At 70.9% G+C, this 16,029-nt stretch carries 15 protein-coding genes; 4 read left to right on the top strand and 11 right to left on the bottom strand.

Going from position 1 to position 16,029, the window contains the following annotated elements; all coding sequences use genetic code 11:
* Positions 1-4 precede the first annotated feature (4 nt).
* Genes DC434_RS01405 through mscL form a run of 3 tightly spaced genes read right to left on the bottom strand, consistent with a single transcriptional unit; the run spans position 5 to position 5,923 of the window.
* Positions 5-379 carry a hypothetical protein gene (locus DC434_RS01405; RefSeq protein WP_116633485.1) on the bottom strand — a complete coding sequence of 125 codons (375 nt, stop codon included), beginning with the start codon at positions 377-379 and terminating at the stop codon, positions 5-7.
* Between the two features lies 1 nt (position 380).
* Positions 381-5,468 (bottom strand): tandem-95 repeat protein, encoded by a 5,088-nt coding sequence (locus DC434_RS01400; RefSeq protein ID WP_133192760.1) that lies wholly within the window; start codon positions 5,466-5,468, stop codon positions 381-383.
* A 41-nt stretch (positions 5,469-5,509) separates the two neighbouring features.
* On the bottom strand, positions 5,510-5,923 hold the full coding sequence (mscL, locus tag DC434_RS01395; protein WP_116633483.1) for a large conductance mechanosensitive channel protein MscL: 414 nt from the start codon (positions 5,921-5,923) through the stop codon (positions 5,510-5,512).
* A 269-nt stretch (positions 5,924-6,192) separates the two neighbouring features.
* Here mscL and DC434_RS01390 point away from each other — a divergent pair, with 269 nt between their 5' ends.
* Positions 6,193-6,549: a helix-turn-helix transcriptional regulator gene (locus DC434_RS01390; protein WP_116633482.1), complete on the top strand. Its 357-nt coding sequence runs from the start codon at positions 6,193-6,195 to the stop codon at positions 6,547-6,549.
* A gap of 16 nt (positions 6,550-6,565) precedes the next feature.
* Here DC434_RS01390 and DC434_RS01385 read toward each other — a convergent pair whose 3' ends face one another.
* Positions 6,566-7,156: an ATP-dependent Clp protease proteolytic subunit gene (locus DC434_RS01385; protein ID WP_116633481.1), complete on the bottom strand. Its 591-nt coding sequence runs from the start codon at positions 7,154-7,156 to the stop codon at positions 6,566-6,568.
* The gene (locus tag DC434_RS01380; protein WP_116633480.1) at positions 7,153-7,767 is read right to left on the bottom strand and encodes an ATP-dependent Clp protease proteolytic subunit; all 615 of its coding nucleotides are present in this window, start codon (positions 7,765-7,767) and stop codon (positions 7,153-7,155) included. The genes DC434_RS01385 and DC434_RS01380 overlap by 4 nt, the downstream gene beginning before the upstream one ends.
* A 149-nt stretch (positions 7,768-7,916) precedes the next feature.
* On the opposite strand from DC434_RS01380, the gene DC434_RS01375 reads away from it, so the two are divergent.
* The gene (locus DC434_RS01375; RefSeq protein WP_116633479.1) at positions 7,917-8,387 is read left to right on the top strand and encodes a hotdog domain-containing protein; all 471 of its coding nucleotides are present in this window, start codon (positions 7,917-7,919) and stop codon (positions 8,385-8,387) included.
* A gap of 15 nt (positions 8,388-8,402) precedes the next feature.
* Here the strand turns inward: DC434_RS01375 and DC434_RS01370 are convergent, their stop codons facing one another.
* Entirely contained in the window at positions 8,403-9,653 is a 1,251-nt protein-coding gene (locus DC434_RS01370) for a PLP-dependent transferase (protein ID WP_116633478.1), read from the bottom strand.
* Between the two features lie 112 nt (positions 9,654-9,765).
* Between DC434_RS01370 and DC434_RS01365 the strand changes: the two genes are divergently transcribed.
* Positions 9,766-10,242: an Lrp/AsnC family transcriptional regulator gene (locus DC434_RS01365; protein ID WP_116633477.1), complete on the top strand. Its 477-nt coding sequence runs from the start codon at positions 9,766-9,768 to the stop codon at positions 10,240-10,242.
* A gap of 4 nt (positions 10,243-10,246) precedes the next feature.
* Here the strand turns inward: DC434_RS01365 and DC434_RS01360 are convergent, their stop codons facing one another.
* From DC434_RS01360 to DC434_RS01340, 5 genes are all read right to left on the bottom strand, one after another.
* On the bottom strand, positions 10,247-10,645 hold the full coding sequence (locus tag DC434_RS01360) for a hypothetical protein (RefSeq protein ID WP_133192759.1): 399 nt from the start codon (positions 10,643-10,645) through the stop codon (positions 10,247-10,249).
* 132 nt (positions 10,646-10,777) lie between these two features.
* Complete coding sequence (locus DC434_RS01355; RefSeq protein ID WP_116633475.1) at positions 10,778-12,277, bottom strand: MATE family efflux transporter; 1,500 nt, start codon at positions 12,275-12,277, stop codon at positions 10,778-10,780.
* 156 nt (positions 12,278-12,433) lie between these two features.
* The gene (locus DC434_RS01350; RefSeq protein ID WP_116633474.1) at positions 12,434-12,889 is read right to left on the bottom strand and encodes a DUF2871 domain-containing protein; all 456 of its coding nucleotides are present in this window, start codon (positions 12,887-12,889) and stop codon (positions 12,434-12,436) included.
* Positions 12,890-12,986: 97 nt separating this feature from the next.
* Positions 12,987-13,610, bottom strand: a complete 624-nt coding sequence (locus tag DC434_RS01345; protein WP_116633473.1) for a response regulator transcription factor — start codon at positions 13,608-13,610, stop codon at positions 12,987-12,989.
* Positions 13,607-14,863, bottom strand: a complete 1,257-nt coding sequence (locus DC434_RS01340; protein WP_243408748.1) for a sensor histidine kinase — start codon at positions 14,861-14,863, stop codon at positions 13,607-13,609. Before DC434_RS01340 ends, DC434_RS01345 begins: the two co-directional genes overlap by 4 nt.
* 170 nt (positions 14,864-15,033) lie before the next feature.
* On the opposite strand from DC434_RS01340, the gene DC434_RS01335 reads away from it, so the two are divergent.
* The gene (locus DC434_RS01335; RefSeq protein WP_116633471.1) at positions 15,034-16,020 is read left to right on the top strand and encodes an aldo/keto reductase; all 987 of its coding nucleotides are present in this window, start codon (positions 15,034-15,036) and stop codon (positions 16,018-16,020) included.
* Positions 16,021-16,029 lie beyond the last annotated feature (9 nt).

Here is a 16,029-nt window from a genome sequence, read left to right as displayed (position 1 = left end):
GGGGTCAGAGAACGCCGCGCGTGAGAGCGACGGTGCAGCTGCTCGCGGAGGCCTCGCCGAGATCGGCGGAGACGGACCAGTCGGCGGATGCTCCCGCATCCACCGCCTCGATCTCCTGCCACGCCGACGCGATCACGGATCCGTCGGTGTCGAGCCAGCTCACGCGCACGAGATAGTCGCCCGCGTCGCCTTCGCTGTTCTGCAATGAACCCGTCGACGCCAGACGTCCGCTCCCCGGCGGGCACTCATCGATCGTCAGATCGTCCACGGCACTCGTCCCCCCGGTGACCGAGGGCGCGGGCGGTCCGTACGGGCTGCATCCGGCGAGGACCGCCGCCGCGGCGAGCGCCGCGACGACGGTCGGGACGGTGGCCCTCACGTCAGGCCGAACGTCGACGGATCAGGATCGCGATCCCGGCGAGCAGCAGCAGGAGGCCCGCCCCGAGGGGGATCCACGGCACGGCACCACCGGTCGTCGGGAGAGCGGTGCCCGCGCCAGCGGCCACCGTCACGGTCACGGTCGCGGTGACCCGCGTGCCGTTCGCGTCCGCCACCGAGTAGGTGATCGACGTGGTCCTGCCGACGAACCCGGGCGCGGGCGTGAACACGATCTTGCCGTCCACCACGGTCCAGACGCCCTCACCGGGGACGGTGAGATCTGTCACGAGCGCGCCGTCGGCGCCCACGATGCGGAGGGTCGAGCGGTCGAGCGGCACTCCGGTGGTACCCGGAGCGTCGTCGCCGATCACATCGATCACCACCGGGACTCCCGGCGCGGTGGTCGCCGCGTTGTTCCGCGCGATCGGATCGACGCCTGCGACCGTGATGGTCACCGTCGAGCTGGCGGAGTTGCCGAGCGAATCGGTCACGGCGTACGTCACGGGCGTCGCCGCTCCGCGGAACGCGGGAACAGGCGTGAAGGTCACCCGTCCGTCCGATCCGATCTCGTACGTGCCCTCGCCGGGGACGTCGAGCGTCTTGCCGCCTCCGCCGACGGTCGAGCCGACCGGCTGACCCGTCGCGGGGAAGACCAGGGACGCGGGGTCGAGCACCCCGTCCGTCCCGTCCGCCTGCTGCCCGGGGCTGTCGTTGCCGAGGATGTCGACGGTCACGGGCACGTTCTGCGGCGTGCTCTCGACATCGGCGTTCGCGTCGGGCCCCGGTCGCACGGTCACGGTGAGCGCCGCGTTCGCGGACGAGCCGTTCTCGTCGAGGATCGTGTAGCGGACCGGGGTCGTCGTGCCGCTGAAACCCTCCGCGGGCGTGAACGTCACCGTCCCGTCGGCGCGCAGCGTGTAGACGCCCTCGCCGGCGACGTCGAGCGTCTTGCCGCCGTCGCGGATCTCGGCCGTGAGGCCGGCGGGGATGCCGGACGCCTCGAAGACCACGGAGGCGAGGTCGAGAGGAACCGCGGGGTCGCCGGGCTCGTCGTTCCCGGCGAGGTCGAACGTCACGGGAGTCGCGAACGGTGTCACGGCCGCGTCGTCGGTCGCGGTCGGGATGACCGGGGTGACCTCGATCACGATGGTCGAGGTGACCCCGTTCCCGATCGCGTCTGTGACGGTGTACGACACCACGGAGGCGAGGCCGGCGAAGGCGGGGAGCGGCGTGAACGTGACCGAGCCGTCGGCGGCCGCGGTGTAGGTGCCCTCCCCGGGCACGACGAGGCGGGTGCCCCCGTCGAGCACCTGGGCGCCGGCCGGCTGGCCCGTGGTCGGGAAGCGCAGAGTGCTCGCATCCCACGCGCCCTCCGAGTCGTCGGCGTTGCGGGACGGGGTGTCGTTGTCGAGCGGCCGCAGGGTCACCGGGACGCCCTGCGGCGTCGAGTCCGTGTCGGGAGCCGCGACCGGTCCGGGCCGGACGGTGATCTGCACGCGGGCGTCGTCGGTCGTGCCGTTGGCGTCGGCGATCCGGTAGATCACGGGGGTCGTCGTTCCGCTGAAGCCATCGGCCGGCGTGAAGACGACGGAGCCCGCGGCGTCGAGCACGTACGTGCCCTGCCCGTCGATCGTGAGCGTCTTTCCGTCGGCGGAGACGGTGACGCCGGACGGCTGTCCCGTGGCCGGGAACACCGTGGCGGCCGGCACCAGCGGCGCCGAGGCGTCGCCGGCGCTGTCGTCGTCGAGCAGGTCGACGGCGACGGGCACTCCGAACGGTGTGGTCGCGCTGTCGTCCTGAGCCTGGGGCGTCACACCGGTGACGGTGACGGTGATGGTCGATGAGACGGTCGCGCCGTGCGAGTCGGTCGCGCCGTAGACGACGCTCGTCGCGGTTCCGGTGAAGGCCGGTTCCGGGGTGAAGGTGACTCTGCCGGCAGGATCGGCCGAGTACACGCCCTCGCCCGGCACGGTCAGCGTCGTGCCGCCGTCGGTGACGATCGCGCCCACCGGCTGACCCGCCGTCGGGAACATCACGCTCGGCGGGACGAGGATCCCCGTGTCGCACCCGGCCGGCACGTTCGTCTCACCGGGATCGCACGGGCTCCCGAGATCGCTCGCGAAGTCGTTGTCCAGGACGTCGAGGACGACCGGTGTGTTCTGCAGCGTCGTCTCCGCGTCGGGTGCAGCGAGTGCCCCGCTGCCCACGGTGACGATGATCTCGGCCGTGGCGAGGGTGCCGTTCTCATCGGCCACGCGATAGACCACCGGCGCGGTCGGACCGGCGAAGCCCGGGACGGGGCTGAAGCGCACCGTGCCGTCGTCCCGCACGACCCAGGTCCCCTCGCCGGGAACGACCAGCGTCTTGCCCCCGTCCGTCGCATCCGGCGAGGTGAAGACGACCGATGAGGGCACGAGCGGCGCCGAGGGAGCGCCCGGCTCGTCGTTGGCGAGGATGTCGATGTCGACGGGAGTCGACCCGGGAGTCTTCGCGGCGTCGCCGATCGCCGTCGGCGTCACCGCGGTGACCGTGACGGAGACCGTCGTCGACGCGTCGTTGCCGAACGAGTCGGTGACGATGTACGTGACCGGCGTCACAGCGCCCGTGAACAGCGGCTCGGGGTCGAAGGTGACGTCACCGGTCGCCGGATCGAAGGTGTACACGCCCTCCCCGGGAACCGTGAGCACGCGACCGCTGCCGCCCACCGCGCTGCCGGCGGGAAGCCCGGGCGTGACGCTGAACCGGAACGAATCACGGTCGAAGGCGCCCGCGCTGCCGTCGGCCGCCGTGCCGGGCACGTCGTTGCCGAGGACCGGGAACGACACGTCGACGTTCTGGGGTGTCGAGGCGCTGTCCGGGTTCGCGGTCGGTCCTGGGCGAACGGTGACCGACACGGTCGCGGTGCTCTGCTGACCGTTCGCATCGGTGATCCGATACGGCGTCGACGCGGTGCCGGTGAAGCCGTCCGCCGGAGTGAACTCGACCTGCCCCTCCGGGGTCACGCGCCAGGTGCCCTCGGGTGTGACCAGAGACGTGCCGCCGTCGGTGGCGGCCGGATCGGTGAAGACCGTCGAGGTGGGGACGATCGCGCCCCCGGGTCCGGGGACGTCGTTGCCGACGACGTCGACGGTCACCGGGGTCGCGTGCGGCGTGGTGGTCGAATCGTTCACGGCCGTCGGAGTCACGGCCGTGACCGTGACCGTGATGGTCGACGCCGCGGGATTGCCCAGGCTGTCTGTGAAGCGGTAGGCGACGGGCGTCGTCGTCGGGCCGTCGAAGGTCGGATCCGGCGCGAAGGTCACGACGCCGGTCGTCTGGTCGATCGTGTAGACGCCCTCGCCCGGCACTTCGAGACGGCGGCCGTCGGAGCTCACGACGGATCCGGCCGGCTGCCCGGTCGTCTCGAAGACGACGGATGCCGGCGGAACGGCCCCCGGAGTGCCGTCGGCGTTCTGGCCGGGTGCATCGTTCCCGAGCACGGGGATCTGCACACTGGTCCCCTGCGTCGTCGCAGCGGTGTCGGCGACGGCCGTGGGACCGGGGCGCACCGTCGCGGTCTCCGTGGCGGTGGATGTCTGCCCGTTGTCGTCGACGATGCGGTACTCGGCGGTGGCGTCGCCGCTGAACCCGGGGGCCGGGGTGAAGGTGATCCCGCCGTCGGTGTCGATCGTCCAGACGCCGTCGGGGGTCTGGAGCCTCTTGCCGCCGTCGGTCGCGGTCGGATCCGTGAACACGGTCTGCTCGGGCAGGATGGTGCCGGTTCCCGGCTGGTCGTTCTTGGCTCCCGGGAGCGGGATGGGGGCGCCGAAGACGCCGATGCCGGCATCCGGGACCGCGACGAGCGGCGGGAGCACGTTGACGAAGGCGCAGACGATGTTCGCGCCGTCCGTGCCGGCCGGCGCGGTGAACGTGGCGCTGTTGCCGGTGCCGCTCGCGACGACGGCACCGGTCGCATCGGTGCACGTCCAGGTCGTCGTGTAGTCGTCGAGGTCCGTGGTGCCGACGGGCTCCTGCCGCATCGTGTAGGTCTCCCCCGGGATGATGAGGCCGGGTTCGCTGGGGTCGCCGTCGCCGTCGGGGCCGGAGTCGCTGTCCGGGAAGTCCGGCGTGGTCCCGTCAGGACCGTACGAGCCGCCCTCGAGCACGACGCGCACCTGATCGGTGGGCTGGGCGCGGGGGCCGTCGAATCCTGTGACGGTCTGTGCGGTGGACGGGTTCGCGCAGGAGCCGAGGTCGGTCGAGGTGGCGCCCGTGAGGGTGAACGTGGTCCCGGTCGGCGCGCCCGTGATCGGGTTCGTCTTCTGCAGCACGGTGAGACCGCCGAGGTAGAGGAAGCCGTCGGATCCGAAGGCGATGCCGTTCGTCGCCGCCGTGGTCGTGCCGCGCGACAGCTCGCGCGAGCTCAGGGTGGTGCCGGTGCCGGAGGTCGGGACCGTGCCGTCGGCGACGTACAGGGCGGCCTGGTTCGCGCCTCCGGCGACCACGTACAGCCGACCCGTCTTGTCGAACGCGATGTCGCCGTTCAGACCGGGCGGGTTGGTCGTCGTGATCGACACGACGGGCCCCGCCGGCGCGCTGTTCGTCGCCGGGTCGAAGACGTAGAGGTTGACGGTGCTCCCCGAGAATCCGCCGTAGTAGTACAGCCCGGTCGCCGGGTTGATCGCGCCCATCGTCCCCTGGGCGACGCCCGCCGTCTTGGGCGAGGCCGTGACCGTGCCGTCCGCGCTCGCCGCCGGTTCGTACTCGACGACGCTCGTGGTCGTTCCGGTGATCGCGACGGTGCCGTCGGCGCCGATCCCCAGCTGGTTCGTGCTCGTGCCCGCATTCGCCGGGGTCGCGAAGACCGGTGCGGCGGAGGTCGTACCCGTCGAGAGGTCCAGCTGACCGACGTTCCCCGCCGTGCCGTTGCTGAAGTACAGGGTGTTGATGCAGGCCAGGGGGGCCGCCGCTGCCGCCGGAGCGGCCGCTCCGGCGACCGTGAGGCCGGCGGCGACGAGCACGCCGGCGGTGACCGCGGCGATCGGTCGGGACCGAGGCGATCGCCTTTCTCTCGTGCCGATGATGCGGGCGAAGACGGATGACGGTGACACGCAGGGCCCCTTAGCGGTGGTCTGGTCGGAGGATGGCGTCGTCAGACGCTTCGGCGCGACTGCAGGAGGTCGCGGATCTCGATGAGGAGCTCGGCCTCGGTGGGCAGCGGCTCGGGCTCGACGACGGCGGGACGCAGGCGGTCGGCGCGCTCCTTCGCCTTGTTCATCGGAAGGACGAAGACGAAGTAGACGACGGCGGCGACCGCGAGGAAGTTGATGACCGCGCCGATGATCAGGCCGAAGGCGAAGACCGAGGTGCCTCCGCCGAGCGTCGGCACCTCCACCTGCATCGCCTCATCCAGGCTTCCCGCCTGGAAGAACAGGCCGATCAGCGGATTGATGAGCGCCTCGACGAGGACGTTGACGATGGCCGTGAACGCGGCGCCGATGACGACGGCGACCGCCAGCTCGATGACGTTGCCGCGAAGGATGAATTCCTTGAATCCGTTGATCATTGCTCTGTCCGCTCTCTCCGATGGTCACTGCGGGCGTGGGGAGTGAGAGCGGCTCCGGCCGCCTCACTCCCCGCCCTACCCCCATGTCCCCCACAGGGCCTCCGGGGCGACGGTGAATCGTCGTCGTCCCGGCGCGCAGAAAGCTATCAGCCGGCTGTTCACGCGAAATCGGCCTGCTGTGGAAGATGCTGGAATATCGGTTTCGGCTCTTCGTTCTGCTCTGAGCAGAACCGCTCGAACAGCGCGGATGTCTCGGCCTATCGTGAGGCATGGCCGACATCGTCCCGTTCCCCCGCGCCCCTCGTCCTTCCCGCCGCCCGCGGCCGAGCGACCCGGAGCCCCTCTGGCGCCAGCTCCTCGGCGATCAGCTGCGGCGGCGCCGGCACGAACGCGAGGAGACGCTCACCGAGACAGCAGAGAAGGCCGGTGTCTCGCCGCAGTACCTCTCCGAGGTCGAGCGCGGATTGAAGGAGCCGTCCAGCGAGATGATCGCCGCGATCAGCGGAGCGCTCGAGACCTCGCTCATCGAGCTCACCAGCGCGGTCGCCGACGACCTCCGGTCGACCGTCGCGCCGGCATCCGCCGTGGTCTCGGCCGGGCGCGCGATGTTCGCGCTGGCGGCCTGAGCCTGTCGAAGGGCCGTCAGCCTCGCTCGCCGAGCACCGTGTCGATGAGTCCGTAGTCGAGCGCGGCGGATGCCGTGAACACCCGGTCGCGGTCGGTGTCGGCACGGAGCTCCTCGACCGTGCGGCCGCTGTGCCTGGCGAGGATGGCCTCCATGTCGGAGCGGACGCGCACCACCTCGTCGGCCGCGAGGATGAGGTCGGGGATCGCACCGCGCGACTGCCCTGCGGGCTGATGCAGCACGATGCGCGCGTGCGCCAGGGCCGCCCGCTCTCCTGCGGCACCCGCGGCGACCAGCAGCGCGGCCGGTCCGATCGCCTGCCCCACGCAGGTCGTGGCGATGCGCGGACGGATGTGCTGCATGGTGTCGTAGATCGCCAGCGCGGCACCGGGGTCGCCGCCCTCGCTGTTGATGTAGAACTGGATGCCGCTCTCGGGGCTGTCGGCGTCGAGATGCAGCAGCTGCGCGATCAGCGCATTCGCGACACCGGCGTCGATGCCGGTGCCGAGGTAGATGACGCGCTCCGCCAGCAGGTGCGAGTAGACGTCCATGATGCGTTCCCCGCGCGGATGCTGCGCGATGACGTTCGGGATCGAGTAGGTGCTCATGCGGTCGTCCCCAGACCGACGCGCGCGCGTCGACGCGGCATGATGTCCGCGAGCGAACCGACGATCTCGTCGATGAATCCGTAGTCCAGCGCCTCGGCGGCCGTGTACCAGCGGTCGTGCAGGGAGTCCTCGAAGATCCGCGTGACCGGCTGGCCCGTGTCGTCGGCGATGAGGCCGAGCACGGTGTCGCGCATGTGCCGCAGATCGTCGGCCTGCGTCTCGAGCTCGCCGGCCGACCCGCCGATGCCCGCCGAGCCCTGGTGCATGAGGATGCGGGCGTGCGGCAGGGCGCGGCGCTTGCCCTTCGTGCCGGCGGAGAGGAGGAACTGCCCGGCGCTGCACGCCAGGCCGAGCGCGAGCGTGGACACGTCGTTGGGCACCAGCTGCATCAGGTCGCGGATCGCCAGCATCGACGGCACCGAGCCGCCCGGCGAGTGGATCCAGAGGGCGATGTCGGTCGTCGCGTCCTCCGCCGACAGCGCGAGCAGCTGCGTCATCAGCAGCGTGCCGTTGTCATCGTCGAGGGCGCCGTCGAGCACGAGCACGCGCTCGTGGAACAGGGCGCGTCGGGCTTCGGGCCCGAACTGCGGGATGGGGTTGTCTTCGCTCATGCCCCCAGCATCCGCCGCTCCCCGCACCGGCGGGCCGGTATCCGCCCCCGGCGGATCCGCCCTGAGCAGACGCGCGCCGCCGCCGACCGGCAGGAGAACGAAAACCGGCCGTAACACCCCCGACTCACGGCGCTCCTACGCTCGGGATCATGGCGAAGCAGACGGCACCGGCATGGCAGTGGTCGGAAGACGGGATCAACTTCCGCACCCGCAAGTGGGTGCGCCCCGAGGACCTCAACGCGAACGGCTCCCTGTTCGGAGGGAGCCTGCTGAAGTGGATCGACGAGGAGGCGGCGATCTACGCGATCGTGCAGCTCGGCAACTACCGCGCCGTCACGAAGCACATCTCCGAGATCAACTTCGAAGCGTCGGCTGTGCAGGGCGACCTGGTCGAGATCGGTCTCACGGCGACGCACTTCGGTCGCACCTCGCTCACCATGAAGGCGATGGCGCGCAACATGATCACGCGCAAGCGGCTCCTCACGATCGAGAAGATCGTGTTCGTGAGCCTCGATGAAGACGGCGCGCCCACTCCGCACGGCTACACCGACATCACCTACGACCGCGACCGCATGCCGACCGAGCGACTCGCGACCGGGACGATCCGACTGCCGAGCTGACGCCGAGCCACCCTCCTATGCGCGAACGGCCCCCGTATGGGCGTCGTTCACGGGGGCGGCCCGCACAGAAAGGGGTGGTTCGGCGGTCGTGGCGGCGGCCGCCGCGAAAGCCTGCGCGAGGTCGGCGATCAGGTCGTCGGCTTCTTCCAGGCCGATCGACAGCCGCAGCACGTCGGCGGCCGGTCGGGCCTCGGGCGGCACCGGACGGTGCGTGAGCGCCGCCGGATGCTGGATCAGCGAGTCCACCCCGCCCAGCGACACCGCGTGCGTGAAGAGCGCCGTCGCCGTCGTGATCGTCGACGCGGCGGTGAAGCCTCCTCGCATCCGCATCGCGATCATCGCGCCGGTGCCGCGCATCTGCCGGTCCAGGATGCCGTGCGGATCGCCGTCGAGCCCCGGGTAGAACACCTCGTCGACCTCCGGACGGTCGATCAGCCACTGCACGACGCGGCGCGCGGTCTCCTGCTGTCGCCGCATCCGCACCGGCAGAGTCGCCAACCCGCGGTGCAGCAGATACGCGCCGAGAGGATGCAGCAGGCCTCCGGTCACCGCACGCACCCGGCGCAGCGCCTCGGCGGTCTCCTCGCTGCAGGCCACGACGCCGGCGATGACGTCTCCGTGACCGCCGAGGTACTTGGTCGCGCTGTGCAGCGACATCGCGGCGCCCAGGTCGATCGGGTTCTGCAGGACGGGCGTCGCGAAGGTGTTGTCGACGACGACCGGCACCTCCCCCGCCTGGCGGACGACGTCAGCGATGTCGGCGATGTCGAGCGTCGGGTTGGCCGGCGTCTCGAGGACGACCAGTCCGGTGTCGGGGCGGATGCTGCTGGCCACCTCGTGCGGGTGGCAGTAGGTCGTCTCGGCACCCAGGAGTCCGGAGCCGAGAAGGTGATCGGTGCCGCCGTAGAGCGGGCGCACCGCGACGACATGCCCCTTGCCGACGGCGTTCGTGTGAGCGAGGATCACGGCCGTCATCGCCGCCATGCCCGACCCGAACGCGACGGATGCCTCGGCGTGCTCCAGCTCGGCGAGCGCGCCTTCGAAGCGCGCGACCGTCGGGTTCCAGAGACGGGCGTAGACCATGCTGCCACCCTCGGGCGGGCGCCCACCGGTCGCCATCGCCTCGTACGAGTCGCCCCCGCGCTCGATGTCGGGAAGCGGGTTCGTCGTCGACAGGTCGATCGGCAGGGCATGGACCCCGAGACCCTCGAGATCGGAGCGACCGCTGTGGACGGCGACGGTGTCGGGATGCAACGGTGCAGTCATGCCTCCAGGTTGCAGGAAATCCGGACATCTCGGTGAGGATCGACAGCATCCGCCATCAAACATGAGCAATTCGCTATTCTGAGCAACAGACGACCGTGGAGACGAGGCGACTTTGGCGAGAACACAAGGCTCACCGCTCGACGAGGTCGACCTCGCGCTGCTCGCCGCCCTCCTGGACGACGCGGAGGTCACGAACAAGGCCCTCGCGCATCGCCTCGGCCTCGCGGAGTCGACCTGCGCCCATCGGGTCCGAGCGCTCCGGGAACGCGGGGTGATCCGCGACACGCGCATCCGTGTCGACGAGGCGGCGCTCGGCTACCCCCTGCAGGCGATCATCAAGGTGCGCCTCGCCAACCACACCGGCCCCAAGGTCACCGCCCTGTTCGATGCGCTCGCGAGCATCCCCCGCGTGCTGCAGGTGTTCCACGTGGCGGGGGTCGACGACTTCCTCGTGCACGTCGCGGTGCAGGACGCCACGGCGCTCCGCGACATCGTGCTCGAGCACATCACGATCCATCCGGTCGTCCGCGGCACCGAGACCCAGCTCGTGTTCGAGCTGCGCGACGGCAGCGGCCTGCTCTCGCGCTGAGTCGTCAGGAGACGACGGCGATCGCCCCGGTCGAGGCGCTCTGCAACGCCGGTGCCGGCTTCACGACGGAAGGCAACGCCTCCTGCTCGCGCGCGCGGCGTCGCATCGTCCGACCGAGGTCGGCGGCGCTGACGATCGCGCGGACGACGCCGCCGATCACGAGCATGGCGACCAGCGCGGCGCACGCGGCGAGCAGCGGCAGCCACTGGTTCGCGAAGGATGCCGTGAAGCTCATCAGGGCACCGACGATCCACAGACCCACGGCACCTCCCGTGAGCCCTCCGGCGCCTCGCATGATCGCGATCGCCGCCACGACGGCGCAGACGCCGGCGAATGCGGCCCCCGCGATCCCGATCGGAACCATCACCTCAGCCAGATCGCTGGCCATTCTGAATGTCGTCATGACGACCCCCCGTCAGCGGAATATCCGCTCCTTCGACACTAAGAGAGTGCCAGCGGGAAGCCATCCGTCTCAAGTGCGACTGCGCATCATCCTCGAGAAGGATCTTTTTCCTGCGCGTTCCGTTCTTTTCGGTCAGCGACGGGCGCGTTCGGAGCGGCGCCGGCGCAGCGTGAGCTTCCGCAGTCGCGAGGTGCGGACGGTGGCGATGGGCTGCGTCACGACCGCGTCGACGACCATGGAGCCGTCGGTGGGGCCGACGATCGCGATGGCCGAGGTCTCGGTCGCCTCCGCCGGCTCGACGGGCATCCGGGCCAGCTCGCGGTGCGCGCGGACGTACGCGGGGATCAGCAGCACGATCGCGCCGACCCAGGCGAGCGGGTTGCTCAGCGCGACACCGGCGAAGCCGATCAGAGCGCCGAGCACGACCGCCGCGCCGACGCGCATCACGAGCTCGATCACACCGGTGACCGTCGGCACGAGCGTGTGGCCGAGTCCCTGCAGGGCTCCGCGGAGCACGAAGAGCATGCCGAGGGCCCAGTAGCCGCATCCGTTGATGATGAGCATCTGATGCGCGAGATCCACGACCTCGTCGGACCCGGCGCCGATGAACAGGCGCACCATCGGGGCGCCGAAGGCGATCAGCAGTCCGCCGAGCACGATGCCGGAGACGATCGCCATCCAGGTGGCCTCGACGACGCCGCGACGGATGCGGTCGGGACGGCGACCGCCGTGGTTCTGCGCGGCGTACATCGAGACGGCCAGGCCGAGCGACGACAGCAGCGCCACGGCCAGGCTGTCGACGCGCGAAGCGGTGGTGTAGGCGGCGACAGCGTCGGAGCCGAGGGTGTTCAGCGCGACCTGCACCGTGAGCGTGCCGATCGCGATGATCGACGCCTGGAAGCCCATCGGGAGTCCGAGGCGCAGGTGCTCGGCGACGTCGGCGCGGGTGACGCGCCAGTCCACGCGCCGCAGGTGCAGCATCGGGAGACGACGGCGGACGAACTCGAGGCACAGCAGGACCGAGACCGCCTGCGCGACGACCGTGGCGAGCGCCGCGCCGGCGACGCCCCACTCGAGCGGCCCGACCATGAGCACGACGAGCCCGACGTTCAGCGCGCACGACACCGTGAGGAAGACCAGCGGCGTGCGGGAGTCGCCGATCGCGCGGATGATCGCCGACAGGTAGTTGAAGAACATCGTCGCGCCGGCGCCGAGGAAGCTGATCTGCGTGAAGACCGTCGCCTCGGCCATCAGCTCGGGCGGCGTCTGCAGCAGCGCGAGCAGGGGTGCGGCGATGAGCGGAGCGACGACGGTCAGCAGCACGCTCGTGATGCCGGAGAGCATCACTCCGGTCGCGACCGAGCGACGCACCGCCGCATCGTCACGCGCCCCGAAGGCCTGAGCGATCGGGATGGCGAATCCGCTGGTGAGACCCCACGCGAAGCCGAGCAGCAGGAACAGCAGCGGCCCGGTGGCTCCCACCGCGGCGAGGGAGTCCACACCGAGGTGCCGCCCCACGACGATGGCGTCGGCGAAGTGGTACAGCTGCTGCACGACATTGCCGATGAGGAGCGGGATCGAGAAGGCGAGGATGACACGCCACGGGCGACCCGTGGTGAGAGGAGTGGCCATGAAGAAGCGGCTCGCAGAACTGGGGGGTGATCGGGGGAGGCTCCAGTTTATCGAATCGATTCGGCGCAGCGGAAGACCGGCTCTCAGGAAGTGCAGGGAAAGGAGGCGGGCCCCGGTGGGGGACGGAGCCGCGCGTCGCGGCATCCGTCCTTCCGGTCAGGGCTGGGCCTGCGCCATGGCGGCCGCCTCGGGAGCGGCCGCCTTCGCGACGAGGATCCGCTTGCGGAGCGCCAGGAACAGCAGCACCATGCCGGCGGTGAGCAGCATGTGGCCGGTGCCCGCGATGCCGGCGATCATCTTCGACGACTCCTGACCGAGCACCGTGAGGCAGCCGTGCCAGACGAGCATCGCCGAGGTCAGCACGAGGCCGGCGTTGTAGATCCAGAAGAACCAGCTGAAGAGCCGGCCCTCGGAGAGGGTGAACGCCTTCTCCAGGAGGAGGACGATGAGGAGGACGACGAAGCCCAGAACCAGCAGGTGCGTGTGCACGAGGCCGAGCTGCGTCGCCTCCCCCTCGGGGAAGCCGTTGATCTTGGTGAACTCTCGATAGAAGAGTCCGGAGGCGACGCCGACGAGCATGTAGGCGAACGCGGCGGAGAAGAGCCTGCGCATGGGTGTTCCTTTCGGGTCGCTTCCAGCCTCGGCGCAGCGGCCGATCCGGGGATCCATCGAACGGTTGAGATGCGGATGGCTCTGGGCTGCCCGCGCCTCAGAGCAGACCGGTGTCCCTGGCGATGGCGAGGGCGCGGGCGCGGCTGTCGGCCCCGAGCTTCTCGAACACGTGCACGAGGTGGGTCTTCACGGTCGCCTCGGTGACGAACAGGGTCTTCGCGATCTCACGGTTGGTCGCTCCGGTCCCGAGCAGGCCGAGGACCTCCCGCTCGCGCTCGGTCAGGCGCACGCGCGGAGCCCGCATCACCCGCCCGACCCGCTCGCTGAGCCCCGGCCCGAGCACGAGCCCTCCGGCCGCCGCCTGACGGATCGCGCGCACGATGTCGTCGGGCGCGACGTCTTTGAGCAGGTACCCCGCCGCCCCCGCTTCGATCGCGCCGAGGATCTCGGCGTCGCGATCGAACGTGGTCAGGATGATCACGGCGGGAGCCGGATGCTGCGCGCGCAGGGCGGCGGTGGTGGCCACGCCGTCCATCCCCTCGCCGAGGCGCAGGTCGCAGAGCACGACATCGGGATGCAGGTGCCGGGCGAGACGCACGGCTTCCTCCCCCGACGCCGCCTCTCCGACCACCTCGACGTCGTCGCGATGGTCGAACAGCGAGCGCACCCCCGCACGGACGATGGGGTGATCGTCGACGAGCAGCACCCGCACCACGGTCATCCGTCGCCTCCGGCACCCCGGGCCGGCACAGGGCCGCCGAGCGGGACGTGCGCCGAGAGCGCCGTGCCGTCTCCCGGGGCGCTCTCCACGTCGAGTCCTCCGCCGAGCTCCCGCAGGCGCGCGCGCATGGAACGCAGCCCATAGCCGCCGCCCATCCCGCCCTGGGCGTCCCAGCGGGTCGCGTCGAACCCGATCCCGTCGTCGACGATGTCGAGCCGTATCGCATCGCCCGCATCGGCAAGGGTGACCACCACCCGGGTGGCGTCCGCATGCGAGCGCACGTTCGCGAGAGCGGACTGCGCCGTGCGCAGCAGTGCGACCTCGGCGTCGATGCCGAGCGACGGCAGGTCGTCGTCGACGTGCAGCGCCGTCGCGATCCCGGTCTCCTCGGCGAGACGCACGAGCATCCGCCCGAGGGCGTCGCCGAGTGCTGTGGACTCGAGCTCCGCGGGCATCAGCGCGTTCACGATGCGGCGTGCGTCGGCCAGACCCTCTGCGGCGAGCGCGCCGATCTGCCCGAGCGCGCGGGCGCTCTGCGCGGCGTCATCCGCCTCCAGCGCGGAGCGCGCCAGCATCCCGATCGACGAGACGCTCTGGGCGACGGTGTCGTGGATGTCGCGGGAGACCCTCGTGCGCTCCGCGCTGGCACCCGACTCGCGCTGCGTCCTGGCGAGCTCGTCCTGCAGCGCGGCCATCTCCTGCTGCGTCGCGACGAGCGAGGCGATCAGCCGTCGCCGCTCGCGCCCGTCGCGCACGAGTTCGAGGTAGCCGCGCGAGATGCCGAACGCGAAGACGCCGCCCACGAGCGGACCGATCACGTTCGCATAGCTCGTCGCACCGGTGTGCAGCAGCGGGGCGGCGATGACGACGGCGAGGACCACGGCGCTGAGCAGCAGCGCCCACCGCAGGCGCATCACGAAGCCGGCGAGCAGCCAGAGCGGGAAGGCGAGCCACACGAATTCGGGCGAGACGGCGACCGTGCCGAGCCAGATCAGCGTCAGCCCGAGCAGCCACCAGGTCGCCAGGCGCCGATCCGCGGTGCGTTCACCGAGCAGCAGACCGCCGCCGTACCAGCCGAGGAACACCAGCGACAGCGCGAGGACCCAGGGAAGCGGGATGCCGTCGGCCGACGCGCGCACGGCCCCGATCACGAGCAGCACGACCGTGATGACCGCCTGGCCGATGCGGATCGACCCGATCAGGTTCGCCCACGTGTGCGCGGGCTCCCGCGGCGGCGGCTCGGTGGACGGCATCCTCACATTCTTCCCCCCGACCGGCATCCGGCGCCTCCATCGTTCGGTCGATCCGGTCGATCCGGTCGAGGAGGGAGGTTCCGCCAGGCCCTCCCTCGCGCGACGGGGCGCGCGTAGCGTCGATGGCACGGCCGCGCAGACGGCCGCATCTCCCGACGAAAGGACCACACATGCACATGCGCACGCTCGGACAGGGTCTTCAGGTCTCCGCGGTCGGACTCGGCTGCATGGGCATGTCGCAGAGCTACGGCCCGAACCCCGGCGACCGCGCCGAGATGATCGGCGTGCTGCGCTCCGCCCTCGATCACGGCGTGACGTTCTTCGACACGGCCGAGGTCTACGGCCCCTATGTGAACGAGGAACTGGTGGGCGAGGCCCTCGAGCCCCTCCGCGACGAGGTCGTCATCGCCACCAAGTTCGGCTGGCGCATCGAGGACGGTCGCAGCATCGGCCTCGACAGCAGGCCCGAGCAGATCCGCCGCGTCGCCGAGGAGTCGCTCCGGCGGCTGCGCACCGACGTGCTCGACCTCTTCTACCAGCACCGCGTCGACCCCGAGGTGCCCATCGAAGACGTCGCCGGCACGGTCTCCGAGCTGATCGCCGAAGGCAAGGTGCGCCATTTCGGGCTGTCGGAGGCGTCCGCATCCACCATCCGCCGCGCGCACGCCGTGCAGCCCGTCACCGCTCTGCAGAGCGAGTACTCGCTCTGGACGCGCGATCCCGAAGCCGACATCCTTCCGGTGCTGGGTGAACTGGGGATCGGCTTCGTGCCGTTCAGCCCGCTCGGGAAGGGATTCCTCACCGGGACGGTCGATCAGAACACGTCCTTCGCGGACGGCGACATCCGCGGCACGATCCCGCGCTTCAGCGAGGAGAACCGCGCGGCCAACCAGGCGCTCGTGCGACAGGTCGCCGACCTCGCCACGGCGAAGGACGCCGCTCCGGGCCAGATCGCCCTCGCCTGGCTGCTCGCCCGCGCGCCGTGGATCGCGCCGATCCCCGGAACCCGTCGCACGACGCGGATCGCCGAGAACGCGGCGTCGTCGGCCGTGGCGCTGTCGGCCGACGAGGTCGCCGACCTCGACCGGCTGGCCGACCGGGTCGGCGTCGCGGGCGACCGGTACAACCCGCAGCAGATGAGCTTCGTCGACCGCTGAACCGGGATG

This window comes from Microbacterium sp. TPD7012, assembly GCF_003075395.1.
Lineage (GTDB): Bacteria > Actinomycetota > Actinomycetes > Actinomycetales > Microbacteriaceae > Microbacterium.
The sequence above is the reverse complement of the archived record's forward strand: the minus strand, read 5'-3'. Positions and strand labels throughout refer to the sequence as shown.

Bases quoted from the DNA above. Each gene is read 5' to 3' on its own strand.
- mscL (WP_116633483.1), bottom strand. From the start codon at position 5,923: ATGATCAACGGATTCAAGGAATTCATCCTTCGCGGCAACGTCATCGAG.
- DC434_RS01380 (WP_116633480.1), bottom strand. From the start codon at position 7,767: ATGAGCGAAGACAACCCCATCCCGCAGTTCGGGCCCGAAGCCCGACGC.
- DC434_RS01385 (WP_116633481.1), bottom strand. From the start codon at position 7,156: ATGAGCACCTACTCGATCCCGAACGTCATCGCGCAGCATCCGCGCGGG.
- DC434_RS01335 (WP_116633471.1), top strand. From the start codon at position 15,034: ATGCACATGCGCACGCTCGGACAGGGTCTTCAGGTCTCCGCGGTCGGA.
- DC434_RS01375 (WP_116633479.1), top strand. From the start codon at position 7,917: ATGGCGAAGCAGACGGCACCGGCATGGCAGTGGTCGGAAGACGGGATC.
- DC434_RS01370 (WP_116633478.1), bottom strand. From the start codon at position 9,653: ATGACTGCACCGTTGCATCCCGACACCGTCGCCGTCCACAGCGGTCGC.
- DC434_RS01355 (WP_116633475.1), bottom strand. From the start codon at position 12,277: ATGGCCACTCCTCTCACCACGGGTCGCCCGTGGCGTGTCATCCTCGCC.
- DC434_RS01360 (WP_133192759.1), bottom strand. From the start codon at position 10,645: ATGACGACATTCAGAATGGCCAGCGATCTGGCTGAGGTGATGGTTCCG.
- DC434_RS01390 (WP_116633482.1), top strand. From the start codon at position 6,193: ATGGCCGACATCGTCCCGTTCCCCCGCGCCCCTCGTCCTTCCCGCCGC.
- DC434_RS01340 (WP_243408748.1), bottom strand. From the start codon at position 14,863: ATGCCGTCCACCGAGCCGCCGCCGCGGGAGCCCGCGCACACGTGGGCG.
- DC434_RS01345 (WP_116633473.1), bottom strand. From the start codon at position 13,610: ATGACCGTGGTGCGGGTGCTGCTCGTCGACGATCACCCCATCGTCCGT.
- DC434_RS01350 (WP_116633474.1), bottom strand. From the start codon at position 12,889: ATGCGCAGGCTCTTCTCCGCCGCGTTCGCCTACATGCTCGTCGGCGTC.